Source organism: Streptomyces sp. NPDC028635, assembly GCF_040637635.1.
Classification (GTDB): Bacteria; Actinomycetota; Actinomycetes; order Streptomycetales; family Streptomycetaceae; genus Streptomyces.
This window is the reverse complement of record NZ_JBEZWX010000055.1, coordinates 1-25149: the sequence shown is the minus strand read 5'-3', so window position 1 is coordinate 25149 and position 25149 is coordinate 1. Positions and strand designations below refer to the sequence as shown.

Here is a 25149-nt window from a genome sequence, read left to right as displayed (position 1 = left end):
CATGGCTTCCGTATTCGAGTACGCCCCGGCGCCCGAGTCCCGCTCGGTCGTCGACATCGCCCCCTCCTACGGCCTGTTCATCGACGGCGAGTTCGCCGACGCGGCCGACGGCAAGGTCTTCAAGACGGTCAGCCCGTCGACGGAGGAAGTCCTCTCGGAGGTCGCCCAGGCCGGTGAGGCGGACGTCGACCGCGCGGTGAAGGCCGCCCGCAAGGCGTTCGAGAAGTGGTCGGCGCTGCCCGGCTCCGAGCGCGCCAAGTACCTGTTCCGCATCGCCCGGATCATCCAGGAGCGCAGCCGTGAGCTGGCCGTCCTGGAGACGCTGGACAACGGCAAGCCGATCAAGGAGACCCGCGACGCCGACCTGCCCCTGGTCGCCGCGCACTTCTTCTACTACGCCGGCTGGGCCGACAAGCTCGACCACGCCGGTTTCGGCGCGAACCCGCGGCCGCTCGGTGTGGCGGGCCAGGTCATCCCCTGGAACTTCCCGCTCCTGATGCTGGCGTGGAAGATCGCCCCGGCGCTCGCGACCGGCAACACGGTCGTGCTGAAGCCGGCCGAGACCACCCCGCTGTCCGCCCTGTTCTTCGCGGACATCTGCCGCCAGGCCGGGCTGCCCAAGGGTGTCGTCAACATCCTTCCGGGCTACGGCGACGCGGGTGCCGCGCTCGTCGCGCACCCGGATGTGAACAAGGTCGCCTTCACCGGCTCCACGGCCGTCGGCAAGGAGATCGCCCGCTCCGTCGCGGGCACCCGCAAGAAGCTCACGCTCGAACTGGGCGGCAAGGGCGCCAACATCGTCTTCGACGACGCCCCGATCGACCAGGCCGTCGAGGGCATCGTCAACGGCATCTTCTTCAACCAGGGCCAGGTCTGCTGCGCGGGCTCGCGCCTGCTGGTGCAGGAGTCGGTCCAGGACGAGCTGCTGGACTCCCTCAAGCGCCGCCTGTCCACGCTGCGCCTCGGCGACCCGCTGGACAAGAACACCGACATCGGCGCGATCAACTCCGCGGAGCAGCTCTCCCGGATCACCACGCTCGTCGAGCGGGGCGAGGCCGAGGGCGCCGAGCGCTGGTCCCCGGCCTGCGAACTGCCCGAGAGCGGCTACTGGTTCGCCCCGACCCTCTTCACGAACGTCACCCAGGCGCACACCGTGGCCCGTGACGAGATCTTCGGCCCGGTGCTGTCGGTCCTGACCTTCCGCACCCCGGACGAGGCGGTCGCCAAGGCGAACAACACGCCGTACGGGCTGTCCGCGGGCATCTGGACGGAGAAGGGGTCGCGGATCCTCGCCGTCGCGAACAAGCTGCGCGCCGGTGTGGTGTGGTCCAACACGTTCAACAAGTTCGACCCGACCTCGCCCTTCGGCGGCTACAAGGAGTCGGGCTTCGGCCGCGAGGGCGGTCGCCACGGCCTGGAGGCTTACCTCGATGTCTGATGAGCAGCGGCTGTCCGTCTTCAAGACCTACAAGCTGTACGTGGGCGGGAAGTTCCCGCGTTCCGAGAGCGGCCGGGTGTACGAGGTGACCGACTCGAAGGGCAAGTGGCTGGCCAACGCTCCCCAGTCCTCCCGCAAGGACGCCCGCGACGCGGTCGTGGCCGCGCGCAAGGCGTTCGGCGGCTGGTCCGGGGCGACGGCCTACAACCGCGGCCAGGTCCTGTACCGGGTCGCGGAGATGCTGGAGGGCCGCCGGGACCAGTTCGTGCGCGAGGTGGCGGACGCGGAGGGCCTGTCGAAGTCGAAGGCGGCCGCGGTCGTGGACGCCACGATCGACCGCTGGGTCTGGTACGCGGGCTGGACCGACAAGATCGCCCAGGTGATCGGGGGCGGCAACCCGGTCGCGGGCCCCTTCTTCAACCTGTCCTCCCCCGAGCCGACCGGTGTGGTCGCCGTCGTGGCCCCGCAGGAGTCGTCCTTCCTGGGCCTGGTCTCGGTGCTCGCGCCCGTGATCGCCACCGGCAACACGGCGGTGGTCGTCGCCTCCGAGAAGGCCCCGCTGCCCGCCCTGTCCCTCGCCGAGGTGCTGGCCACCTCCGACGTGCCGGGCGGTGTCGTCAACATCCTGTCCGGCGCCACGGCGGAGATCGCGAAGCCGCTGGCCGCGCACCAGGACGTCAACGCGATCGATCTCGCGGGCGCCGGCGAGGAGCTGGCGAAGGAACTGGAGATCGCCGCGGCGGACAATCTCAAGCGCGTGCTGCGTCCACAGCCTGTGGATTACTTCGCGGCGCCGGGCACCGACCGTATGACGGCGTTCCTGGAGACGAAGACGGTCTGGCACCCCACGGGCTCGCTGGGCGCCTCCGGCTCGTCCTACTGACCGCCACCCCCCACGCGAGAGCCGCGTCACCCCTCCGTCCGGGGGCGGCGCGGCTCTCCCACGTGTGCGGCGCGGGTCAGCCCAGCGGGCCGCCCTGCACCCCGCCGAGCAGGCCGGTGACCTGACCCACGACCGGCAGGCTGCCGATCGACTGCGCCTGCGCGACGGGGGCGGTGAGCGCCTGCGTGGCCACCGGCTTGAAGTCGGCGACCTGGGTGCCGGCGCCGTTGTCGAGCGGGTCGACGCCCGTCCCGGCGAGCGGGTTGGGCTTGAGGCCGGCGACCGGGCCCGTGACATAGCCGACCGAGCCGGTCAGCGCCGTCAGGCCGGCCTTCGGGTCGACGTTGCCGAGGGAGGAGGCCCGGTGCGGGACCTCCAGGAGCGGGGCTCCGGGTTCGCTCGTCGGGGTGAGGACGTCTGCGGAGGCCGTCGCCGTCCCGGCCGCGATCGCCGCGCCCACGGTCGCGAGGGCGACCAGGGCACGGCGGCCGGTCGAGGTCTGGGAAGAGTCGTGTCGCGCCATCGCCGGTGCCACCTTCTGCTGCGTGATGATGTTGCTACGTGCCGTAATCGGGTCGACGCGAAGCGTAGTTGAGGTGTGATGCGCGCTCCAAAGCCGACCCGCGGGGTCGGCAGCACGGCAACCATGCGTCAAACTGGTGTTCCGTGAGCCTTCATCCCCCCTCCCCCGCCCGTGTCGTGCTGCTGTGCGGCCCCTCGGGCTCGGGCAAGTCCCTCGTCGCCGCCCGTTCCGGGCTGCCGGTTCTGCGCCTGGACGACTTCTACAAGGAAGCCGACGACCCGACGCTGCCGCTGGTGGAGGGGAGCTCCGACATCGACTGGGACCATCCCCGGTCCTGGGACGCCGAGGTCGCCGTCGCCGCGATCGCCGAGCTGTGCGCCACGGGTTCGACCCGGGTGCCGGTGTACGACATCGCGCTGAGCGCCCGCACGGGCGCGGAGACGCTGAGCATCGGCCGTACGCCGCTGTTCATCGCGGAGGGCATCTTCGCCGCCGAGATCGTCGAGCGCTGCCGGGAGTTGGGCCTCCTGGCGGACGCGCTGTGTCTGAGCCGGGGCGCGGTCACCACGTTCCGGCGGCGGTTCCTGCGGGATCTGAAGGAGGGCCGCAAGTCGGTGCCGTTCCTGCTGCGGCGCGGCTGGCGGCTGATGCGCTCCGAACGTTCGATCATCGCCCGGCAGACCGCCCTCGGCGCCCATCGCTGCGACCTCGACGAGGCCCTCGGCCGGCTCGCGGCGGCCGCGGCGGGACGGCAGGTACGGGCGAGGCCGGCGGCGGCCCAGCCGTCACCGTAGCCGCGCGGGAACGGCCCAGCCGTCACCGTGGCGGCCCGGGAACGGCCCGGCCTCGCCGTCGCGGCGCGGGTACGGGAAAGAGCGGGACCAGATGGACCCCCCGGCCCTCCGGTCCCGCTCCTGTTTCCCCCGTGATCCCCTGTTTCCCCCGTGTCTCCACGTCCCCCGTGGAGTTCCCCCGTGGTCCCCCGCCGGTCCCCCCGGACCGTGCCACCCCCGTGGCTCCCCCGCGGGTTCCCCCGTGGTCCTTCAGGCGACAAGCTCCCCGAAGGCGTCTTCCTGGTCACGGCCGAAGCTGAGGACCTCGTCCTCGCGCAGCCGGCGCAGCGAGCGCCAGATGCTGGACTTCACCGTGCCGACACTGATGTCGAGGATCTCCGCGATCTCCGGGTCCGTGCGGCCCTCGTAGTAGCGCAGGACCAGCATGGTGCGCTGGAGTTCCGGCAGCCGGGCGAGCGCCTGCCACAGGACCGCGCGCAGCTCGGTGCCGCGCATCGCGTCCGTGTCGCCGGGCGTCTCCGGCAGCTCCTCGGTCGGGTACTCGTTCAGCTTGCGGCGGCGCCACGCGCTGATGTGCAGGTTCGTCATGGTGCGGCGCAGGTAGCCCCCGACCGCGGCCTTGTCGCTGATCCGGTCCCACGCCCGGTACGTCGAGAACAGCGCGCTCTGCAGCAGGTCCTCGGCCTCGAAGCGGTCGCCGGTGAGGTGGTAGGCGGTGGCGTACAGGGAGGCGCGGCGCTCCTGGACGTAGGCGGTGAACTCGGCCTCCGTCAGGGACGTCCGCTCCCCCGGGTCCTCCCCGTACGCGCTTCCCCCGTGTGTTTCCCCCGTGAAACCGTCAACCACCGTCATGATCGCGGTGTGCTGACGCCCGGTGCCGCGAGCGCACCCCCGCCCGCTCACGGCACCGGACTTCTCGTGACTCCGGTGCACGTCGTGCAGACGCGTGACCACTGCGCTGGTGCTGGTGCTGTGCAGCGTGTTCATCTCGCGCCCCCCGTCGTGGACTTTCCGGTGTTCGAACTGGTGCGGGCGGTGGTGCCCTGCCCGATGCCGAAAAGCTTGCCGCGGCACTTTCATCGCCGTGTCCGCCGACTGTCACAGACGTGTCACAGGGGTCCGGCCCCCTCCGGCCGCCTCCCGGCGAAGATCGTGCACAGCTCCCGATGCCGCCCCCGCCGCTTCTGCACAACCCACAGGTGAACAACGCCGCCTCCATGGGCCAGAATGAGCCCGTGCCTTCCCTGTTGCTGATCGAGGACGACGACGCCATCCGCACGGCCCTGGAGCTCTCACTGACGCGCCAGGGACACCGGGTGGCGACCGCTGCCAGCGGTGAGGACGGTCTGAAGCTGCTGCGCGAGCAGCGGCCGGATCTGATCGTGCTGGATGTGATGCTGCCCGGCATCGACGGTTTCGAGGTGTGCCGGCGCATCCGGCGCACCGACCAGCTGCCGATCATCCTGCTGACCGCGCGCAACGACGACATCGACGTCGTCGTCGGCCTGGAGTCCGGTGCGGACGACTACGTCGTCAAACCGGTCCAGGGGCGTGTCCTCGACGCGCGGATCCGGGCCGTGCTGCGGCGCGGGGAGCGGGAGTCGACGGACTCGGCGACCTTCGGCAGCCTCGTCATCGACCGCTCGGCGATGACGGTGACGAAGAACGGCGAGGATCTGCAGCTGACGCCGACCGAGCTGCGGCTGCTGCTGGAGCTGAGCCGGCGGCCCGGTCAGGCGCTGTCGCGGCAGCAGCTGCTGCGGCTGGTGTGGGAGCACGACTACCTGGGTGACTCCCGGCTGGTGGACGCGTGCGTCCAGCGGCTGCGCGCCAAGGTGGAGGACGTTCCCTCGTCCCCGACGTTGATCCGTACCGTGCGTGGTGTCGGCTACCGCCTGGATCCGCCTCAGTGAGCAAGCGGCACGAGGGGGACCGCGGCGAGGCCGCGGAGCGCAAGGGAGTGTTCTCACGGCTGCGCCTCACCAGTCTGCGACTGCGGCTGGTCGTGGTGTTCGCGCTGGTCGCGCTGACCGCTGCCGTGTCGGCGTCGGGCATCGCGTACTGGCTGAACCGGGAAGCGGTGCTCACCCGCGCCCAGGACGCGGTGCTGCGCGACTTCCAGCAGGAGATGCAGAACCGGGCGGGCGCGCTGCCGGAGCACCCCAGCCAGGACGAACTGCAGCACACCGCCGGGCAGATGGCGAACAGCAGCCAGCGCTTCAGCGTGCTGCTGGTGGCCACGGACGCGAGCGGCAAGACGGTGTACGGCAGCTCCGGCGGCCTGAACGGCTTCTCGCTGCAGGAGGTGCCGACGTCGCTGCGCACGGCCGTGGACCGGCAGCAGAAGCTCACCGGCGCCAACAAGTCCCCGTACCACCTGTACTGGCAGCGGATCGTCGAGGACGGCACGCCGTATCTGGTCGCCGGGACGCGGGTCATCGGCGGCGGCCCGACCGGGTACATGCTCAAGTCGCTGGAGCCGGAGGCGAAGGACCTCAACTCGCTGGCCTGGTCGCTGGGGATCGCCACCGGCCTGGCGCTGATCGGCGCTGCCCTGCTCGCCCAGGCCGCCGCGACGACCGTGCTGAAGCCGGTGCAGCGGCTCGGGGTGGCCGCGCGGCGGCTGGGCGAGGGCAAGCTGGACACCCGGCTGCGGGTGTCCGGCACGGACGAACTCGCCGATCTGTCCCGGACGTTCAACAAGGCGGCGGAGGCGCTGGAGAAGCGGGTCGCGGACATGGCGGCGCGGGACGAGGCGTCGCGGCGGTTCGTGGCGGACATGAGCCATGAGCTGCGTACCCCGCTGACCGCGATCACCGCCGTCACCGAGGTGCTGGAGGAGGAGCTGGAGGCCGAGAGCGGCGGTATCGACCCGATGGTCGAGCCCGCGGTGCGGCTGGTGGTCAGTGAGACACGGCGCCTGAACAACCTTGTCGAGAACCTCATGGAGGTCACCCGCTTCGACGCCGGCACGGCCCGGCTGGTGCTGGACGACGTCGATGTCGCCGACCAGATCACCGCGTGCATCGACGCGCGGGCCTGGCTGGACGCCGTCGACCTGGACGCCGAGCGCGGCATCCACGCCCGGCTCGATCCGCGCCGCCTCGACGTGATCCTGGCGAATCTGATCGGCAACGCGCTCAAGCACGGCGGGTCGCCGGTCAGGGTGTCGGTGCGGGAGACGGACAGCGAGGTCGTCATCCAGGTGCGCGACCACGGGCCCGGCATCCCCGAGGAGGTCCTGCCGCACGTCTTCGACCGCTTCTACAAGGCCAGCGCCTCGCGGCCGAGGTCGGAGGGCAGCGGGCTCGGTCTGTCCATCGCGCAGGAGAACGCCCACATCCACGGCGGCGGGATCACCGCGGCCAACTCGGAGGAGGGCGGCGCGGTGTTCACCCTGCGGCTGCCGCGGGACGCGTCGGAGCTGGCGCGCCAGGAGGAGCAGAGCCGGGAGCAGGCCCGCGGGGAGACCAAGGGCCGCGAGCAGGAGGGGGACGCCCGATGAGGAGGGCTCGACGTCTGCTGGCCGTGCCGCTGCTCGCCGTGCTGGCGGCCGGGTGCGGCATCCGGGCGACTCAGGTGCCGACGGACTTCGGGGCGGCGCCGTCCCGGGTGCGCTGCTCGCTGTCCGAGCCGGAGCTGTCCACGCAGACCTCGCGCGGGCTGCCGGTGCAGGTGTTCCTGCTGTGCGGTGCGTCGCTGGTGGCCGTGGACCGGGTGGTGCGCGTGCCGGACGGTGCGGCGGACTCCCGGCGGCGGGTGCTGGTGGCGCAGGGGCTGCTGGACCAGCTGGCCCAGACGCCGTCGGCGGCGGAGCGGGAGGCCGGGTACTCCACCGACGTGCGCGGCGGCATGACCGTCTCGGGGCCCGGCCCGCACGACCCGGAGGACGCGCTGCGGCTGAGCACGTCGCCGGGCGCGCTCACGTCGTACGCGCTGGCGCAGGTCGTGTGCACCTTGTCGGACTCCGCGGCGGCCGAGGGCGACGGTTCCGTCATCCTGGGCGGCCCCCGGGGCGAGCCGCCGCGCCGCTACGCCTGCACCGGCGCGGTCCGCTCCCGCCCCGGCACGAAGGAACCGCCGTCGACGGAGGTCACGGAGACCTGAGACCCGGGGGGCGCCCCGGCCGGCGGCCGGTGTGGCCGACGCCTCATACCGGTGGGTGTGCGCGGTGCGGAACCGATCCTGCCGGGGGGTGCGTCTAGGGGGGCGTGCAGCGTCATGGCTCCATCGGCGGCAGCGCCGCGTCCCGCGTCCGTGTGGCAGGAGGTGTCCTCCTCGTCGCCCACCTCGCGTTCGTCGCCTGGTTCACGCTGCGGCCGCTGGACGTCCCCTGGGTGATGCCGGCGAATCTGCATCCCTTCGCCGGGATCCGCTACGACCTCGCCCAGGGCGGGGATTTCGCGGTGCGCCGGCTCGGCACCGGACTGGCGCTGCTCGCGCCGCTCGGCGTGCTGCTGCCACTGGCGCACGGCCGGCTCGACGCGTCCCCGTGGGGCTCCCTGCTGCGCACGACGGTCGCCGGGGCGCTGCTGTCCCTGGGCATCGAGCTGCTGCAGACCGGCGTGCCGGGGCAGGTCGCGGACGTGGACGCGCTGCTGCTGAACACGACGGGCGTGGCCGTCGCCCACCTGCTCGTCGTGCCGGTCGGCCGGGCCTGTCTGCGCCGCAGGGCCGGCCGTTCGCCGCTGCACCAGGAGGAGCCGGCTCAGGGTCGCACCCCGACGATTCCCAGGGTCGGGATCGCCCCGTGGAGCGACGTTGCGCCCCCTTCGTCCCCGTAGCGTTGTTGTCGGACGAGGCAGCCACCCGGCGGCCTCACCGCCGACAGCTCGCGAAGGAGCCGACATGACCGCCCTGACCCGCCCCACCCACGGCCGTATGATCGCCGGCGTGTGCGCCGGCCTGGCGCGGCGTTTCGGGACCTCCGCGACCACGATGCGGGTGATCTTCCTGCTGTCGTGTCTGCTGCCGGGCCCGCAGTTCCTGCTCTACATCGCGCTGTGGATCCTGCTGCCGTCCGAGAACAAGGCCCGCACGGCCTGGTGACCGCACGCCGACGGGGCGCACTCCTGGATCAGGGGTGCGCCCCGTCGGCGTCGGCTGGGGGTCAGCCCAGCGGGATGCCGTTCAGCCCGCTCGAGCCCAGGCCCTGCACCGGCAGCCCGCCGAGCAGCCCGGTGAGGGGCTTCGCGGGCCCGTCGGCGAGCACCTTGCCGACGGCCGGCTGCGCGGCCGCGAGGCCCGAGTTGAGCGCGGTCGGGCCGTGGGACAGCGCGGCACCGGCGCCCGGCACCGCCTGGGCGACGTTCTCCGCCGGCAGCGTCTGGGTCAGACCGCCCAGCGCCTGGGAGGCGTCGGGGAGGGCGGGGGCGGCGTTCGCGGCGCCGGCGCCCGCAGCGGCGAAGGCGGCACCGAGGGCGGCGACACCGAGGGTCTTGGCAGCAGACTGCTTCATGAAAATGCGTCCTCGAATGGAGACGGGGATTGAGCGGTCCACGACCGTAAACACGCGACGCCTCCGGCCGCAAACATCGAAATGCGGACGGGTTGTGAACGCCCGTCCGCATTTCACTGCCGGTCAGGCCCTGGCTCAGCCTTCCGGAGCCACAGAACCGCTGGTGGAGGCGGTCTGCTGAAACAGCCATTCGGATTTCAGCTCCGCATATCCGGGCTTGATCACGTCATTGATCATCGCGAGTCGTTCATCGAAAGGAATGAACGCTGATTTCATCGCATTGACGGAGAACCACTGCAGGTCGTCGAGCGTGTAGCCGAACGCCTCGACCAGATGCTCGAACTCCCGGCTCATGCTGGTGTGCGACATCAGCCGGTTGTCCGTGTTGACGGTCGCCCGGAAGTGGAGCCGCCGCAGCAGCCCGATGGGGTGCTCGGCGTACGACGTCGCCGCGCCGGTCTGGAGGTTGGAGCTGGGGCACAGCTCCAGCGGGATCCGTTTGTCACGGACGTAGGAGGCGAGCCGCCCCAGGGTGACCGTGCCGTCGTCCTCGACCTCGATGTCGTCGATGATCCGCACCCCGTGCCCGAGCCGGTCGGCGCCGCACCACTGCAACGCCTGCCAGATGGACGGCAGTCCGAACGCCTCACCGGCGTGGATCGTGAAGTGGTTGTTCTCCCGCTTCAGATACTCGAAGGCGTCCAGGTGCCGGGTGGGCGGGTAACCGGCCTCCGCGCCCGCGATGTCGAAGCCGACGACACCCAGGTCCCGGTAGCGGTTGGCGAGTTCGGCGATCTCCAGGGCGCGCGCGGCGTGCCGCATGGCGGTCAGCAGGGCGCCGACCCGGATGCGGTGACCGTTCTCCCGGGCGGTCCGCTCCCCTTCCCGGAAGCCCTCGTTGACGGCCTCGACGACCTCCTCCAGCGTCAGGCCGCCCTCCAGGTGCTGCTCGGGGGCGTAGCGCACCTCGGCGTAGACGACGCCGTCCTGCGCGAGGTCCTCGGCGCACTCGCGCGCGACCCGCACCAGGGCCTCACGGGTCTGCATCACGCCGACGGTGTGCGAGAAGGTCTCCAGGTACCGCTCCAGCGAACCGGAGTCGGCGGCTTCCCGGAACCACAGGCCGAGCTTGCCCGGGTCCGTCGCCGGCAGCTCGGAATAGCCCGTCTCCTGGGCGAGTTCGACGACGGTGGCGGGGCGCAGACCGCCGTCGAGATGGTCGTGCAGCAGAACCTTGGGCGCCCGGCGGATCTGGTCCGGCGTCGGAATTCTGCCCTTCTGGATGGTCTGGCTCGTCATTTCCGCACTGTAACGCCTACGCGCGTAGAGGGCGCGATGTACATCGCCGCCGATATGTAACGGTGACCGCGAGGAAGGGTGGCGTACACCGTTGCTTCTGACACTGTTCTGCCATGGCACACGATGTGACGCCGGCTCGAACGGCCCGGCTGGGGCGGGCACTCGGTCCGGAACCGACGGCGGTGAGCGGCGTGGTGCTGCTGCTCCCGGACGGCGAGGAGGTCTCCACCCGCAGACCCTCGCCGTTGCTCGCGGCGGCCTCCGTGCGGGCGTTGGGCCGCGCCCTGGCCCGCACGGGCCACGCCGAAGGGCTGGCCGTGCACGTCGTGCACTACCGCTGCCGCGGCTGGAACGGCAGCGACGCCCACCTCGCGGGCGACGCGGCCTGGGCCGCCGACGAGGCGGTACGGCGCTACGGCGACGTCCCCGTGTGCCTCACCGGCGTCGGCATGGGCGGCCGGGCCGCGCTGCGGGCGGGCGGCCATGAGGCCGTCAACTCCGTTCTCGCCCTGGCTCCCTGGCTGCCGGAGGACGACATGGCGGCGCCTGCCGAACCGGTGAAGCAGCTCGCGGGGCGCCGGGTGCTGATCGCGCACGGCACGAACGACCAGCGCACGGACCCGGAGCTGTCGTTCCGGCTCGCGGCGCGCGCGAAGAAGTCCAACCGGGAGGTGTGCCGGTTCGAGGTGCACGGGGACGGGCACGGGTTGCGGGCCTACCGGGACGAGGTGCTGGCGCTGGCCTCGGACTTCGTCATGGGCGCGGTCTTCGGGTGGGGGTTCGCGCGGCCGGTGCGTGATGCGTTGGAGGCTCCGCCGCCTCTGGGGTTGCGGATGCCCCTTGCTTCCGGGTTCGGGGCGACCTTACGGCGCTAGCGCCATGGAGGTCTGTGCGGTCTTCGGAGTGCGGGACCGTGGCGACGTGCTCGCGCCCACGCGGTGGAGCCGCACGTCGGCTCAGCCCCGCGCCCCTTCACGGCAACAGGGTGCCCCTCCTTGACAGCAGGAACTTCTTGAAGGCGGCCACCGGGGGTGTGTCGGGGTGGCCGTTGAGCCAGGCGACGCCGATCTCCCGTGCCGCTCTCGGGGCCGTGACCGTCAGTTCCGCGACTCCCGGGCGGGGGAACGCCGGCGGAGGCAGGAGCGCCACGCCCAGGCCCGCCGCCACCAGGCCCCGCAGGGTCTCCGCCTCCTCGCCCTCGAAGGCGATCCTCGGCTTGAAGCCGGCCTCGCGGCACAGGTCGTCGGTGATGCGGCGCAGGCCGTAGCCGGGCTCCAGCGTGACGAACGCTTCGTCGGCGGCCTCGGCGAGGCGGATGCGGCGGCGGGCGGCCAGGCGGTGGTCGAGGGGCACGACGAGGCGCAGCTTCTGTTCGTCGAGGCGCCGGGCGACCAGGTCGGGGGCGTCGGGGACGGGTGAGGTCAGGCAGAGGTCGAGGTCGCCGGCGCGCAGCCGCTCCAGCATGGCCTCGCCGTAGTTCTGGACCAGGCTGAAGCGGACGCCCGGGTGATCGGCGCGGAAGGCGTGGATGAGGCCGGGTACGGTCTCGGCGCCCATGGTGTGCAGAAAGCCGAAGGCGACCTTGCCGGTGGCCGGGTCGGCGTCGGCACGGACCTCGTCGGCGGCGCGGCGGATGTCGCCGAGAGCGCGCTCGGCGGAGGCGAGGAAGGTGCGGCCGGCGGGGGTGAGGGAGACGGTGCGGCCGTGGCGGGCGAACAGGTCGACGCCGAGGTCCGCTTCCAGGCGGGCCAGCGCGCGCGAGAGGGTCGACTGGGGGACGTTCAGTTCCTGGGCGGCGCGGGTGACGTGCTCGGTGCGGGCGACCGCGGTGAAGTACGCCAGGCGGGGCGCGAGCAACGACGCCATGTCTTTCGTGTCACCGGACGGTGACAGACGCCCCTGTGACCTCTGCTGATGCACCATGGGAACGATTATGGCGTTTCCATGCATTGGACGGATGAGCGGGGCCGTCCCTACGGTCGTGGCATGACTCCCGCCAGTACCGGGGCGTCCACCACCGTGGGCGCCGCTGCTCGTGTCCCTGCCCCCGCTCCCTCCCCGGCCTCCGATTCCCGTATGGCCCCGGGCGGCCCCGGTTACCGCCGGATGAGCCTCGCCCTCTTCCTCGCGGGCGTGGCGACGTTCGCCCTGCTGTACTCCACGCAGGCGCTGCTGCCGCTGATCTCCGGTGACTTCGGGGTCGCGGCGAGCGAGGCGAGCTGGACGGTGGCGGCCGCGACGGGCGGCCTGGCGCTGTTCGTGCTGCCGATGAGCGCCCTGTCGGAGCGCTACGGCCGCCGTACGGTGATGACGGCCTCGCTGGCGGTGGCGGTGACCCTCGGGCTGCTGGTGCCGTTCGCGCCCTCCATCGGGGTGCTGGTGGCGCTGCGGGCGTTGCAGGGCGCGGCGCTGGCCGGGCTGCCGGCGTCGGCGCAGGCGTATCTCGCGGAGGAGGTCACGCCGCGGGCGCTGGTGACCGCCATCGGGCTGTTCGTGGCGGGCAACAGCGTCGGCGGGATGAGCGGCCGGGTGATCACCGGCTGGGTCGCGCAGGAGTGGGGCTGGCGGACCGCGGTCGGTGTGATCGGGGTGATCGCGGTGGGCTGCGCGGTGGCGTTCCGGCTGCTGCTGCCCGCGCCGCGGCACTTCACCCCGGGGTCGATCGGGCCCCGGGTGCTGGCCGCCACGGTCCGCGACCACCTGGCGAACCCGCTGCTGCGGCGGCTGTACGCGATCGGCGCGCTCTTCATGACCGTCTTCGGCGGTGTGTACACGGTCATCGGCTACCGGCTGACCGGGGCGCCGTTCTCGCTGCCGCAGGGGATCATCGGCTCGATCTTCCTGGTGTACCTGGTGGGCACGGTGTCGGCGTCGACGGCGGGCCGGCTGGTCGGGCGGCTGGGCCGGCGGGGTGCGCTGTACCTGGCGGGCGGCACGACCGCGGCGGGTCTGCTGCTGAGCCTGGCGCCTTCCCTGCCGATGGTCCTGCTGGGCCTGGTGCTGATCACCGCGGGCTTCTTCGCGGGGCACGCGGTGGCGTCCTCGGCGGTCAGCAAGACGGCGACCCGCGGGCGGGCGCAGGCGTCGGCGCTGTACCAGTCGGCGTACTACGTCGGCTCCAGCGTGGGCAGCACGGTCGGCGCCATGGCGTTCCACTCGGGCGGCTGGGCCGGGACGGTGGGCGTGGGCCTGCTGGCGGTGCTCGGCGTCGTGTCGATCACGCTGCTCGGTACCCGGGCGGCGCGGGTGGCGGCCCGCCGCGAACCGGTGCCGGCGCACTGACCGCTCCCCGCGCGTGACCTGCCTCTTTGTCCACTCCGGAGGCCATTGTCAGTGGGCTGCGGTAGCTTCCGAAGTGTCCGGTTGCGACGATGCGGCGGACAGGGACACGGCCACAGGGGTGGGTGGACGATGGGTGACGGCACGGCGACGGCGGATCTGGACGTCAGGCTGGAGAAGCACCGGGTCGAGCTGACGGGGTACTGCTACCGGATGCTCGGCTCGTCCTTCGAGGCGGAGGACGCGGTACAGGACACGATGGTCCGCGCCTGGCGCAGCTACGACAAGTTCGAGGGCCGTTCCAGTCTGCGCTCGTGGCTGTACCGGATCGCGACGAACGTCTGCCTGGACATGCTGACCGCGGGCAACAAGCGGGCGCGGCCGATGGATCTGACGGAGTCGACACCGCTGGCGCAGGCGGCGCTCTCGCCGCGCCCCGAGAACACCTGGCTGGAGCCGATGCCGGACGCGCGGGTGCTGCCGACGGTCGAGGACCCGGCGGAGGCGGCGGTCGCCAAGGAGTCGGTGCGGCTGGCGTTCATGGCGGCCCTGCAGAAGCTGCCGCCCAAGCAGCGCGCGGTGCTGATCCTGCGGGAGGTGCTGGCCTGGCGGGCGAGCGAGGTCGCCGAGCTGCTCGAGACGTCGGTGGCGTCGGTCAACAGCGCCCTGCAGCGGGCCCGTGCGACGCTCGCGGAGCAGCCGGAGCCGGGCGCCGAGGCGGCGGTGTCGGACCCGCTGGACGAGGAGCAGCGCAAGCTCCTGGAGCGCTATGTGCAGGCCTTCGAGGGCTACGACATGGCCGCGCTGACGGCGTTGCTGCACGAGGACGCCATCATGACGATGCCGCCGTTCGACCTGTGGCTGACCGGCCCGGCGGACATCACCGGCTTCATGACCACGCTCGGCGCGTCCTGCGCGAACTCCCGGCTGCTGCCGGTGCAGGTCAACGGTCTGCCCGGGTTCGCGCACTACAAGCCGGAGCCGGAGACGGGCGGCTTCTCCGCGTGGGCGGTGCAGGCGCTGGAGATCTCAGACGGCCGGATCACCGGGTTCCACTGCTTCCTGGACGTGCAGCGCTGGTTCCCGCTGTTCGGCCTGCCCCTCCAGCTCGAAGCGGAGGCCGACGAGGTCCAGCAGGGCGGTTAGCGCGGGGGCGGGATCGCGCAGGCGTATCCGCCCCCCGGCCCGGCGCGCGGTCAGCTGAAGCCGCGCCAGCAGGTCGACGGCGGCGAGGCCGGGCGGTCCGAGGCCGCCGACGTCGCACACGACGACGCCGGTCCCGCCGGCCTCCAGCAGCGCCCGCACGTCGTCGCACAGCCCCGTCACCTCGTCCCGGGTGACGGGGCCGGCCAGCGCGAGTACGGGCGGTGTCATGGCGTCCACGTGCGGTAGACCGCGCGGGTGCGCCGAACTCATCGCGGCGGGCGCCGCAAGCCGCCGACGAGAATCACATTGACCCGGCTCGGCGGCGCCGACCAGGGTGATCGCCATGCCCTGTGAACCAGCACCGGACCCCGTATCCGCCGTTCCCTCGCTCGCCGGGGAGGTCCTGTGCAGGGGGTGCTGAGCGGGTTCGCGGTCATCGCGGTCGTTATCGCGGTGGGGTATGTGCTGGGACGCCTCGGCTCGCTCGGGGAGCAGGGCCGGGACGTCCTGACGGCGCTCGCGTTCCATGTGGCGACGCCGGCGCTGCTGTTCACGACGCTCGCCCGGGCCGACCTGTCGGTGATCTTCTCCAGCCGGCTGCTGGTGACGGCGCTGAGCACGGCGGCCGTCGTGGGGATCTTCGTCGCGGTGGGGGTGCTGCGCCGCTGGGGCGTGGGCCGCACCACGATCGGCGCCCTGTGCGCCGGTTACGTCAACTCCGGCAACCTCGGCATCCCGATCGCCGTGTACGTCCTCGGCGACGCCTCGCTGGTCGCCCCCGTGATGCTCTTCCAGCTCATCCTGGTCACCCCGCTCGCCCTGGCGGTGCTGGACCTGTCGGGGCGCGGCGAGAAGGGGCCGCTGTGGCAGCGGCTGCTGACGCCGCTGCGCAACCCGGTCGCGGTGGGCTCCCTGGCCGGGGTGCTGGTGTCGGCGGCCGGTGTGCACGTCCCCGGCCCGGTGATGGACCCGATCAAGCTGATCGGCAACATGTCGGTCCCGGCGTCGCTGCTCGCCTTCGGCATCTCCCTGTACGGCAGCGCGGCACCGGGCCGGGGCAAGGACCGGCTGCCCGTGCTGCTGTCGGTGGCTCTGAAGTCCGTGGGCCAGCCGCTGATCGCCTGGGTACTGGCGGAGGCGGTCTTCGGCCTGCACGGCGCGGCGCTGCTCGACGTGGTGGTGACGTCGGCCCTCCCGGCCGCCCAGAACCTCTTCACCTACGCCAGCCGTTACCGCGTCGCGGAGTCCCTGGCCCGCGAGTCGATCCTGCTGTCGACAGTGACGTCGGTACCGGTGCTGGTGGCGGTGGCGGCGCTGCTGGGGTGACCCCTGGATCAGCTGAGGGGAAGGACGTCCCAGCCCGTTCCCTCCGGGGACTCGGGGTCGACGCCGAGTGCGCTCATGGCGGTTCTCCCATCGGTGCGTCACCGGTCCCAGCATGCCGAACGGGACCGGCGGGGGTCCGCCGATCCCGTTCACCCGGATGAGGAAACGGCAGGTCAGGCGATACGTTCCAGCACCACCGGCGAGGCGGTGAAGGCCGTACCCGCGGCCGCGATGTCGTAGGAACCCTCGACCGCCTGGAGGGCGTAGTCGAAGCGCTCGGGGGTGTCCGTGTGGAGGGTCAGCAGGGGCTGGCCCTCGGTCACCGTGTCGCCGGGCTTGGCGTGCATCTCCACGCCCGCGCCCGCCTGCACCGGGTCCTCCTTGCGGGCGCGGCCCGCGCCGAGGCGCCAGGCGGCGACGCCGATGTCGTAGGCGTCGAGGCGGGTCAGGACACCCGAGGACGGCGCCTTGATCACGTGCTGCTCGCGGGCCACCGGCAGCTCCGCGTCCGGGTCGCCGCCCTGCGCCGCGATCATGCGGCGCCAGACGTCCATCGCGGAGCCGTCGGCGAGGGCCTTCGCCGGGTCGGCGTCCTTCACGCCGGCCGCGCCGAGCATCTCGCGGGCGAGGGCGATCGTCAGCTCGACGACGTCCGCCGGGCCGCCGCCCGCCAGGACCTCCAGGGACTCCCGGACCTCCAGGGCGTTGCCCGCGGTCAGGCCGAGCGGGGTGGACATGTCGGTGAGCAGGGCGACGGTCTTCACGCCGTGGTCGGTGCCGAGACCGACCATCGTGGTGGCCAGTTCGCGGGCGTCCTCGATGGTCTTCATGAAGGCGCCCGAGCCGACCTTCACGTCCAGGACCAGGCTGCCCGTGCCCTCGGCGATCTTCTTCGACATGATCGAGGACGCGATCAGCGGGATCGCCTCGACCGTGCCGGTCACGTCGCGCAGCGCGTACAGCTTCTTGTCGGCGGGCGCCAGACCGTCACCGGCGGCGCAGATCACCGCACCGACCTCGTCGAGGACGCGCAGCATCTCCTCGTTGGACAGCAGGGCGCGCCAGCCGGGGATCGACTCCAGCTTGTCGAGGGTGCCGCCGGTGTGGCCGAGGCCGCGGCCGGAGAGCTGCGGGACGGCGGCGCCGCACGCGGCGACCAGCGGGGCCAGCGGCAGCGTGATCTTGTCGCCGACGCCGCCCGTGGAGTGCTTGTCGGCGGTCGGACGGGTGAGCGAGGAGAAGTCCATGCGCTCGCCGGAGGCGATCATCGCCGCGGTCCAGCGGGCGATCTCCCGGCGGTCCATGCCGTTGAGCAGGATGGCCATCGCGAGCGCGGACATCTGCTCGTCGGCGACCTCGCCGCGCGTGTAGGCGTCGATGACCCAGTCGATCTGCTCGTCGCTGAGTCCACCGCGGTCGCGCTTGGTGCGGATGACGGAGATGGCGTCCATGGCCATGGCGTTCCTTCCGAGACGTTCAAGAAATACGCGGCCCCTCCGATCCGACTCGGAGGGGCCGCGCGGGAGTTACCGGGAGAGGTGGTCCGGGCCGAAGGCCTGGGGCAGCATCTCCGAGAGCGGCAGGATGCCCTCGGGGGTCTGCAGCAGCAGGTCCGGGCCGCCGAACTCGAACAGCAGCTGCCGGCAGCGGCCGCACGGCACGAGGATGTCGCCGCGGCCGTCCACGCACGTGAAGTGCGTCAGCCGGCCGCCGCCGGTGCGGGCCAGCTCCGAGACCAGCCCGCACTCGGCACACAGGCCGAGGCCGTAGGAGGCGTTCTCCACGTTGCAGCCGGAGACCGTGCGGCCGTCGTCGACGAGGGCCGCGACCCCGACCGGGTAGCCGGAGTAGGGGGCGTACGCGCGGGTCATGGCCTCGCGGGCCACCGCGCGCAGCGCCTCCCAGTCGACGCCGGCCGCGTCGGGCGGGGTCACTTGCCCTGCCCCTTGCGGTACGGCAGACCGTCCGCCTTCGGCATGCGCAGCTTCTGCGCTGACAGCGACAGCACGAGCAGGGTGACGATGTACGGGGTGGCCGTCACGACCTGCTTCGGCACGTCGTCGGTGCCGAGGTACCAGGCGAACATCAGCGCGGAGACGACGAGGGTGATCACGGCGGGGACGTACTTCTTCTTCCACGCCTGGTAGATCGCCCCGGCCACGAGCAGGATCGCCAGCAGCAGGATCAGCGCGTGCACGTTGGTGGTGCCGCCGCGCAGGTTGAGGCTGTCGGTGTAGCCGAACAGGCCCGCGCCGAGGGCGAGGCCGCCCGGCATCCAGTTGCCGAAGATCATCGCCGCGAGGCCGATGTAACCGCGGCCGGCCGTCTGGCCGTCGAGGTAGACGTTGGACGCCACGATCGACAGGAACGCGCCGCCGAGTCCGGCGAAGCCACCGGAGATGATCACCGCGATGTACTTGTACTTGTAGACGTTGACGCCGAGGGACTCCGCGGCGACCGGGTTCTCACCGCAGGAGCGCAGCCGCAGGCCGAAGGAGGTGCGCCACAGCACCCACCAGGTCGCCGGGACCAGCGCCACCGCGATCACGGTGAGCGGGGACAGGTCGGTGATCAGACCGCCGAGCAGGCCGGCGATGTCGGAGATCAGGAACCAGTGCTTGCCGTTGAGGGTGTCCAGCCAGCTGGACAGGCCCGGGATGTCGAAGGTGCCGAGGGAGTCGATCGGCGGGGACTGCTTGGAGGAGCCCTGCGGCACGCCCTCGAAGGTGAACTTCGACAGGTACCGGGTCGTGCCGAGCGCCAGGATGTTCAGGGCCACACCGGAGACGATGTGGTTGACGTTGAAGGTGACGGTGGCGATGGCGTGCAGAATGCCGCCGAGCATGCCGCCGATGATGCCGAAGACGACACCCGTCCACGGGCCCCACTGGTAGCCGGCCCAGGCGCCGAACCAGGTGCCGAGGATCATCATGCCCTCGAGGCCGATGTTGACGACACCCGCGCGCTCGGCCCACAGACCGCCGAGACCGGCGAGGCCGATCGGCACGGCCAGGCGCAGCGCCGTGGACATCTGGCCGGTGGAGGTGATGCCGTTGGCGTCGGTGATCAGGCGGACGGCGGAGGTCAGGATCAGCACGCCGGCGATGACCAGCAGCAGCACCGGGAGCGACATGCGGCGGCCGCCCCGGCCGGGCTTCTTCGCCTGCGGCTTGGCGATGGTCTCGGTGGACATCAGGCCGCCACCTCCTTGTTCTGGGTGTTCTGAGCGGCGGCGGCGAGCTCGGCACCGACCCGCTTCTGCTGGCGGCGCAGGCCCCACTGCCGTACGGCCTCGTAGGAGATGACGACCGCGAAGACGATCAGGCCCTGCATGATCGTGGCGATCTCCTTCTCGTACGCCACCGGGGTGGCGTAGTCGAGGGCGGGGGACGCCTTGTCGAGGAAGGCCCACAGCAGCGCGGCGAGCGCGATGCCGCCGGGGTGGTTGCGGCCGAGCAGGGCGATGCCGATGGCGGTGAAGCCGAGGCCCGCCGGGAAGCTCAGGCTGTAGGTGTGGGCGTCGCCGAGCAGCAGCGGCAGGCCGGACAGGCCGGCCACACCGCCGGAGATCAGCATGGAGACCAGCACCATGCGCTTGGCGTCGACGCCGGAGGCCGCGGCGGCGGTCTCGGAGGCGCCGGTGGCGCGCAGGTCGAAGCCGAAGCGGGTGCGGTTGAGGACGAGCCAGTACAGGATGCCCAGCAGCACGGCGAGGAAGACCAGGCCGTAGATCTCACCGACGTCCGAGCCCAGGTTGATGCCGGGGATCCAGCCGGACTCGTGCATGATCCCGGTCGTCATGTTGTTGCCGACCTGCTTGCCCCACACGTCGGTCAGGGTGAGGTAGCCGATGAGGGCGGTGGCGATGGAGTTCAGCATGATCGTCGCGACGACCTCGCTGACGCCGCGGGTGACCTTGAGGACGCCCGCGATGCCGGCCCACAGGGAGCCGGTGAGGATCGCGACGAGCAGCAGCAGCGGCACCTGGAGGAAGTTCGGCAGGGCGACCTTGGCGCCGACGACGGCGGTCATCACGGCGGCCAGGCGGTACTGGCCGTCGACGCCGATGTTGAACAGGTTCATCCGGAAGCCGAGGGCGACCGCGAGGGCGGCGATGTAGTACAGCGACGCCTGGTTGATGATCAGCACCTGGACGTCGGAGTAGCCGGCCTGCTCGAGCATCAGCCGGTACGGCTCGAACGGGTTCTTGCCGGAGGCGATCAGCACCACCGACGTCAGGGCGATGGCGAGGACGAGCGCGATGACCGGACCGGCCACCGCGGTGAGCACCCGCTCCTTGTCGAACTTCTTCATCGGGCCTCGTCCTCCGGGGCGGCTTCGTCGTCGCCGTTCTCGTCGTGCTCCAGGTGGCCGGTGGCGGCACCGGTCATGGCCGAGCCCAGCTCCTCGGGGGTGATGGTGGCCGGGTCGGCGTCGGCGACCAGCCTGCCGTTGTAGATCACGCGCAGGGTGTCCGACAGGCCGATCAGCTCGTCCAGGTCGGCGGAGATCAGCAGCACCGCCAGGCCCTCGCGGCGGGCCTCACGGATGCGGTCCCAGATCTGCGCCTGGGCGCCGACGTCCACACCGCGGGTGGGGTGGGCGGCGATCAGGAACTTCGGGGCGTGGCTCATCTCGCGGCCGACGATCAGCTTCTGCTGGTTGCCGCCGGACAGGGAGGCCGCGGTGACGTCGATGCCGGGGGTGCGGACGTCGTACTCCTCGACGATCCTGCGGGTGTCGTCCTGGGCGCCCTTGGGGTTCAGCCAGAAGCCCTTGGCGTTGGGGGCCTCGGTGACATGGCCGAGGATGCGGTTCTCCCACAGCGGGGCCTCCAGGAGCAGGCCCTGGCGGTGGCGGTCCTCGGGGATGTACCCGACGCCGGACTCGCGGCGCTTGCGGGTGGCCCAGCCGGTGATGTCCTCGTCCAGGAAGCGGATCGTGCCCGCGTCGGCGTTCTTGGTGCCGATGAGCGCGTCGATCAGCTCGGTCTGGCCGTTGCCCTCGACACCGGCGATGCCCATGACCTCGCCGGCGTGGATGGTGAAGGTGACGTCGTCGAGGACCTTCTTGACGTCGCCGCGCTGGACCTCGTCCATCAGCAGACCCGCGGACGACTCGCCGAGCGTCACGGCACCCGACGAGTAGACGGTCAGCCCCTCGACCTGGATCACCGGCCGATCCGTGACCGTCGACTCCGCGGTCTCCGGGGTGGGCAGCTCGCTGCCGACCATCATCTCGGCGAGCTGGCGCGGGGTGGTCTGCGAGGGGACGGCCGTGCCGACGGTCGTACCGCGGCGGATGACGGTGATGTCGTCCGCCACCGACAGGACCTCGCCCAGCTTGTGGGAGATGAAGATGACGGACAGGCCCTCGGACTTCAGCTCGCGCAGGTTGGCGAACAGGGCGTCGACCTCCTGCGGGACGAGCACGGCGGTCGGCTCGTCGAGGATGAGGGTCTTGGCGCCGCGGTAGAGGACCTTGAGGATCTCCACGCGCTGGCGGTCGGCCACGCCGAGGTCCTCGACCAGTTCGTCCGGGCGGATGCCCAGGCCGTACCGGTCGGAGATCTCCTTGATCTTCTTACGGGCGCCGGTGCCGATGCCGAACAGCTTCTCGCTGCCCAGCGCCACGTTCTCCAGCACGGTGAGGTTGTCGGCCAGCATGAAGTGCTGGTGGACCATGCCGATGCCGCGGGCGATGGCGTCGGCCGGACTGGAGAAGCTGACCTGCGCGCCGTCGACGGTGATGGTGCCCTCGTCCGGCTTCTGCATGCCGTAGAGGATCTTCATCAGGGTCGACTTGCCGGCGCCGTTCTCGCCGACGAGGGCGTGCACGGTGCCCTTGCGGACGGTCAGGTGGATGTCGTGGTTGGCGACGACACCGGGGAATCGCTTGGTGATCCCCGCCAGCTCTACCGCGATGGTCGACGAAGCGGTGAGCGGAGGGCTGCTGGTCGCGTCGATGGCGCACTCTCCTCAGGAAAGGGGCCGCTCTACGCGCGTAGCGCCCCTGCTTTAAATAGTGCTCGGACCGGATCGGCTTTTTTCAACCAACCGATCGGTTCCGAGCATTCTGCCGCGCGAAGGAGCGCGGGCAGGCCATGCTGCCCGCGCCCCGTTGCGTGGCCGTAACGCTGCCATTGCGGCGTTGCGGTGGCCAAGGCCTCTGACCGGGATGGTCAGGAGGTCTTCACCTGGATGGTGCCGTTCTTGATGCCTTCCTCGGCCTTCTTCACGGCGGCCTGGATGTCGGCGTTGCTCTTGTAGGCCGGGTTGGAGTCGGCGAGGCTCACGCCACCGGTGGCGAGGCTGGCGCGGATCTCACCGGTCTGCGGCTTGCCGTCGTGCACCGACTTGGCCAGGTTGTACACCGCGCCGGCGACGTCCTTCATCGCGGAGGTGAGGATGGAGGCCTTGTACTTGGCCAGCGCGTCCTGCTTGTACTGGTCCGAGTCGACGCCGATCGCCCACACCTTGTGCGCGTTGGCGGCCTTGATCACGCCCTGGCCGGACAGACCGGCGGCGGCGTAGACGACGTCGGCGTGGGCCTCGATCTGCCCGTTGGCGGCGTCCTCACCCTTGTCGGGGCTGGAGAAGCCACCCTCCTGGGCGGTCTGGGTCAGGTACTGCGACTTGACCGTGACGCCCTTCTTGGTGTCGGCGACGCCCTGCTTGAAGCCGGCCTCGAACTTGTGGATCAGCGGGACGTCCACGCCGCCGATGAAGCCGACGGTGTTGGTCTTGGTGGCCTTGGCGGCGACGACACCGGCGAGGTAGGACGCCTGCTCCTCGTGGAAGACGAGGTCGGCGACGTTGGGCGCCTTGATGGTGTTGTCGTCGACGATGCCGAAGGTGGTCTTCGGGAACTTGGCGGCGGCTTCCTTCACGGCCGGCGCGTAGGCGAAACCGACGCCGATGACAGGGTTGTAGCCCTGCTTGGCGAGGGTCTCCAGGCGCTGCACCTTGTCCGCGTCGGACTCACCGTCCTGCGGCTCGACGGCCGTCGACTTGTAGCCGAACTCCTTGTCGGCCTTCTCCAGGCCGGCGGTGGCGGCGTCGTTGAAGGACTGGTCGCCCTTGCCGCCGACGTCGTAGGCCAGGGCGAGGCCCAGGTCCTTCTTGCTGCCCGACGAGGAGCTGGAGGAGCTTCCGCAGGCGGAAACGGTGACAGCGAGGGCTGCGGTGGCAACACCCGCAACCGCGATTCGGGACACCCGGCGCATGGAACGAGACTCCTTTGTGCAAGCGCCCATACCAGGCGCTGGTTCCGCCGCAGCGTAACGCGCGTAGACCAGACGGAAAAACCCTTCTGTCCGGTCCGTTATCGAGCTGTGGCCACAGTTGCGCTCCAGACTACGGACAGCGAAACGCCCCTTGCAGGAAGCAAGGGGCGTAACCGCGGGAAGGAACCCTAAGGGCCTACTTCGTGTTCACGGTGACCTTCCCGTTCACGATGTCCTGCTTGGCCTTGTCGACGGCCCCGACGACGTCCTTCATGGCCTGGTACTTCGGGTTGGAGTCGGCGAATCCGACCCCGTCGTTGGCGAGCGAGCCACGCACCGTGCCCGTCAGCGGCTTGCCCTGGTACACCGACTTGGCCAGGCCGTAGACGGCACCGCCGACGTTCTTCAGCGCGGAGCCGAGGATCCAGTCCTTGTACTGGCCGAGCGCGCCCTGCTTGTACTGGTCGGAGTCGACGCCGATCGCCCACACCTTGTGCTGCGCGGCGGCCTTGATCACGCCCTGCCCGGACAGACCGGCGGCGTGGTAGACCACGTCGGCCCCGGCCTCGATCTGCCCGTTGGCGGCGTCCTCACCCTTGTCGGGACTGGAGAACCCACCCTCCTGGGCGGTCTGCGTCAGATACTGCGACTCGATCTTGATCCCCGGGTTCACGGACTTGGCGCCCTGCACGAACCCGGCCTCGAACTTGTGGATCAACGGGATGTCCACCCCGCCGATGAACCCGATGTGGTTCTTCTTGGTGGCCTTCGCGGCGGCGACCCCCGCGAGATACGACGACTGCTCCTCGTGGAAGACCAGATCGGCGACGTTCTTCGCCTGGACGGTGTCGTCGTCGATGATCCCGAAGGTGACCTTCGGATACTTGGCGGCGACCTCCTTGACCGCCGGCGCGTAGACGAACCCGACGCCGATGATCGGGTTGTACCCGGCCTTGGCGAGCTGCTCGAGGCGCTGCACCTTGTCGGCGCTGGACTCGTTGTCGCTGGGCTCGACGTCCCGCCCGCCGATCTTGAACTCCTGCTCGGCCTTCTGGAAGCCCGAGAAGGCGGCGTCGTTGAACGACTGGTCGCCCTTGCCGCCGATGTCGTACGCGAGGCCGATGCCCTTGCCGGAGTACTTCCCGGAGGCATCGGCGCTGCTGGAAGAAGAGCTGGACTCGCCGCATCCGGCGGCCGCGAGGGCGATGACCGTGACGGCCACCGCGGCTTGGGAGAACCTGGTCCTCCGAGATTTCAGACGCACGTCGAGCACCCCTTCATCCCCACGGCACCGGTTCCCGGGACCGCATCCCCAAGGCGATTCCGGCGCACAGTAACGCGCGTAGAGGGGCGGGGGAACGGGGTTGCCTCCGGCGTTACCGTTTCGTGCCGCCGTTTCTTTGACGGGGCTTCGGTACGGCGCGCGCACGGGCACCGGCCCGGTGCGGCGCCCGGCCCGGGGGCGCGAGTGCCGTGCGGCGCTGGGTGCGAGTGCCTTGCGGCGCGGGGTGCGTTGTCGGGGGCGGGTGCGTTGTGGCTGGTCGCGCAGTTCCCCGCGCCCCTAGGGGGTTGCGGTCACCGTCCGCCCAGCCCGCGCCCGAAGGGCCGACGGCCCGCACCGGACCGAAAGGGGCGCCCCCCGAACGGAAAGGCGCGACGGGCCGCAGGCGCCGACGGCGGGAAGGGGACGGGGTGGGGGGTGTCCGCCCGCAGCGGCCGGCACCGGCACAGGGCGCCCCTCGTCGGAAACGGGCGGCCGGACCGAGGACGGACACCCC

The 25149-nt window shown here is 71.3% G+C and carries 25 protein-coding genes; 12 read left to right on the top strand and 13 right to left on the bottom strand.

Going from position 1 to position 25149, the window contains the following annotated elements; translation table 11 throughout:
• Position 1: 1 nt before the first annotated feature.
• Positions 2 to 1438: an aldehyde dehydrogenase family protein gene (locus AB0E88_RS33270; protein ID WP_361638377.1), complete on the top strand. Its 1437-nt coding sequence runs from the start codon at positions 2 to 4 to the stop codon at positions 1436 to 1438.
• The gene (locus AB0E88_RS33265; RefSeq protein WP_361638375.1) at positions 1431 to 2321 is read left to right on the top strand and encodes an aldehyde dehydrogenase family protein; all 891 of its coding nucleotides are present in this window, start codon (positions 1431 to 1433) and stop codon (positions 2319 to 2321) included. Before AB0E88_RS33270 ends, AB0E88_RS33265 begins: the two co-directional genes overlap by 8 nt.
• A gap of 76 nt (positions 2322 to 2397) precedes the next feature.
• On the opposite strand, the gene AB0E88_RS33260 is transcribed toward AB0E88_RS33265, so the two are convergent.
• The gene (locus tag AB0E88_RS33260; RefSeq protein ID WP_361638373.1) at positions 2398 to 2844 is read right to left on the bottom strand and encodes a hypothetical protein; all 447 of its coding nucleotides are present in this window, start codon (positions 2842 to 2844) and stop codon (positions 2398 to 2400) included.
• Between the two features lie 143 nt (positions 2845 to 2987).
• On the opposite strand from AB0E88_RS33260, the gene AB0E88_RS33255 reads away from it, so the two are divergent.
• Entirely contained in the window at positions 2988 to 3638 is a 651-nt protein-coding gene (locus AB0E88_RS33255) for a uridine kinase (protein WP_361638371.1), read from the top strand.
• Positions 3639 to 3887: 249 nt separating this feature from the next.
• Here the strand turns inward: AB0E88_RS33255 and AB0E88_RS33250 are convergent, their stop codons facing one another.
• Positions 3888 to 4625, bottom strand: a complete 738-nt coding sequence (locus tag AB0E88_RS33250) for a SigE family RNA polymerase sigma factor (RefSeq protein WP_361638369.1) — start codon at positions 4623 to 4625, stop codon at positions 3888 to 3890.
• Positions 4626 to 4873: 248 nt separating this feature from the next.
• Here AB0E88_RS33250 and afsQ1 point away from each other — a divergent pair, with 248 nt between their 5' ends.
• The 5 genes from afsQ1 (at position 4874) to AB0E88_RS33225 (ending at position 8687) form a co-directional block, all read left to right on the top strand.
• Entirely contained in the window at positions 4874 to 5551 is a 678-nt protein-coding gene (afsQ1, locus tag AB0E88_RS33245) for a two-component system response regulator AfsQ1 (protein ID WP_158075115.1), read from the top strand.
• Complete coding sequence (locus tag AB0E88_RS33240) at positions 5548 to 7143, top strand: HAMP domain-containing sensor histidine kinase (protein ID WP_361638367.1); 1596 nt, start codon at positions 5548 to 5550, stop codon at positions 7141 to 7143. Before afsQ1 ends, AB0E88_RS33240 begins: the two co-directional genes overlap by 4 nt.
• Positions 7140 to 7745: a hypothetical protein gene (locus AB0E88_RS33235; RefSeq protein WP_361638365.1), complete on the top strand. Its 606-nt coding sequence runs from the start codon at positions 7140 to 7142 to the stop codon at positions 7743 to 7745. Before AB0E88_RS33240 ends, AB0E88_RS33235 begins: the two co-directional genes overlap by 4 nt.
• Before the next feature lie 104 nt (positions 7746 to 7849).
• Positions 7850 to 8422 (top strand): VanZ family protein, encoded by a 573-nt coding sequence (locus AB0E88_RS33230; protein WP_361638364.1) that lies wholly within the window; start codon positions 7850 to 7852, stop codon positions 8420 to 8422.
• 64 nt (positions 8423 to 8486) lie between these two features.
• Positions 8487 to 8687 (top strand): PspC domain-containing protein, encoded by a 201-nt coding sequence (locus AB0E88_RS33225; protein WP_361638362.1) that lies wholly within the window; start codon positions 8487 to 8489, stop codon positions 8685 to 8687.
• A gap of 61 nt (positions 8688 to 8748) precedes the next feature.
• Here the strand turns inward: AB0E88_RS33225 and AB0E88_RS33220 are convergent, their stop codons facing one another.
• Complete coding sequence (locus AB0E88_RS33220; RefSeq protein ID WP_361638360.1) at positions 8749 to 9096, bottom strand: ATP-binding protein; 348 nt, start codon at positions 9094 to 9096, stop codon at positions 8749 to 8751.
• A gap of 135 nt (positions 9097 to 9231) precedes the next feature.
• Positions 9232 to 10395, bottom strand: a complete 1164-nt coding sequence (locus AB0E88_RS33215; protein ID WP_361638358.1) for an adenosine deaminase — start codon at positions 10393 to 10395, stop codon at positions 9232 to 9234.
• Between the two features lie 113 nt (positions 10396 to 10508).
• Here AB0E88_RS33215 and AB0E88_RS33210 point away from each other — a divergent pair, with 113 nt between their 5' ends.
• Entirely contained in the window at positions 10509 to 11270 is a 762-nt protein-coding gene (locus AB0E88_RS33210; protein ID WP_361638356.1) for an alpha/beta hydrolase, read from the top strand.
• A 97-nt stretch (positions 11271 to 11367) separates the two neighbouring features.
• Here the strand turns inward: AB0E88_RS33210 and AB0E88_RS33205 are convergent, their stop codons facing one another.
• Positions 11368 to 12318 carry a LysR family transcriptional regulator gene (locus AB0E88_RS33205; RefSeq protein WP_361638354.1) on the bottom strand — a complete coding sequence of 317 codons (951 nt, stop codon included), beginning with the start codon at positions 12316 to 12318 and terminating at the stop codon, positions 11368 to 11370.
• Between the two features lie 63 nt (positions 12319 to 12381).
• Between AB0E88_RS33205 and AB0E88_RS33200 the strand changes: the two genes are divergently transcribed.
• Positions 12382 to 13677, top strand: coding sequence for an MFS transporter (locus tag AB0E88_RS33200; RefSeq protein WP_361638352.1), 1296 nt, complete (start codon positions 12382 to 12384; stop codon positions 13675 to 13677).
• A gap of 129 nt (positions 13678 to 13806) precedes the next feature.
• Entirely contained in the window at positions 13807 to 14820 is a 1014-nt protein-coding gene (locus tag AB0E88_RS33195) for a sigma-70 family RNA polymerase sigma factor (RefSeq protein WP_361638350.1), read from the top strand.
• On the opposite strand, the gene AB0E88_RS33190 is transcribed toward AB0E88_RS33195, so the two are convergent.
• Positions 14704 to 15090, bottom strand: coding sequence for an STAS domain-containing protein (locus tag AB0E88_RS33190; protein WP_361638348.1), 387 nt, complete (start codon positions 15088 to 15090; stop codon positions 14704 to 14706). The two genes, AB0E88_RS33195 and AB0E88_RS33190, sit on opposite strands and share 117 nt — an antisense overlap.
• 135 nt (positions 15091 to 15225) lie before the next feature.
• Here AB0E88_RS33190 and AB0E88_RS33185 point away from each other — a divergent pair, with 135 nt between their 5' ends.
• The gene (locus AB0E88_RS33185) at positions 15226 to 16146 is read left to right on the top strand and encodes an AEC family transporter (protein ID WP_361638346.1); all 921 of its coding nucleotides are present in this window, start codon (positions 15226 to 15228) and stop codon (positions 16144 to 16146) included.
• Between the two features lie 173 nt (positions 16147 to 16319).
• Here the strand turns inward: AB0E88_RS33185 and AB0E88_RS33180 are convergent, their stop codons facing one another.
• From AB0E88_RS33180 to AB0E88_RS33150, 7 genes are all read right to left on the bottom strand, one after another.
• Entirely contained in the window at positions 16320 to 17597 is a 1278-nt protein-coding gene (locus AB0E88_RS33180) for a thymidine phosphorylase (RefSeq protein ID WP_361638344.1), read from the bottom strand.
• A 75-nt stretch (positions 17598 to 17672) separates the two neighbouring features.
• On the bottom strand, positions 17673 to 18080 hold the full coding sequence (locus AB0E88_RS33175) for a cytidine deaminase (RefSeq protein ID WP_361638342.1): 408 nt from the start codon (positions 18078 to 18080) through the stop codon (positions 17673 to 17675).
• Entirely contained in the window at positions 18077 to 19339 is a 1263-nt protein-coding gene (locus AB0E88_RS33170) for an ABC transporter permease (protein ID WP_361638340.1), read from the bottom strand. The genes AB0E88_RS33175 and AB0E88_RS33170 overlap by 4 nt, the downstream gene beginning before the upstream one ends.
• The gene (locus AB0E88_RS33165) at positions 19339 to 20460 is read right to left on the bottom strand and encodes an ABC transporter permease (protein WP_361638338.1); all 1122 of its coding nucleotides are present in this window, start codon (positions 20458 to 20460) and stop codon (positions 19339 to 19341) included. Before AB0E88_RS33165 ends, AB0E88_RS33170 begins: the two co-directional genes overlap by 1 nt.
• Positions 20457 to 22070, bottom strand: coding sequence for an ABC transporter ATP-binding protein (locus AB0E88_RS33160; RefSeq protein WP_361638395.1), 1614 nt, complete (start codon positions 22068 to 22070; stop codon positions 20457 to 20459). The genes AB0E88_RS33165 and AB0E88_RS33160 overlap by 4 nt, the downstream gene beginning before the upstream one ends.
• A gap of 257 nt (positions 22071 to 22327) precedes the next feature.
• Complete coding sequence (locus AB0E88_RS33155; protein ID WP_361638336.1) at positions 22328 to 23371, bottom strand: BMP family ABC transporter substrate-binding protein; 1044 nt, start codon at positions 23369 to 23371, stop codon at positions 22328 to 22330.
• Positions 23372 to 23567: 196 nt separating this feature from the next.
• On the bottom strand, positions 23568 to 24593 hold the full coding sequence (locus AB0E88_RS33150) for a BMP family ABC transporter substrate-binding protein (RefSeq protein WP_361638334.1): 1026 nt from the start codon (positions 24591 to 24593) through the stop codon (positions 23568 to 23570).
• Between the last annotated feature and the right edge of the window lie 556 nt (positions 24594 to 25149).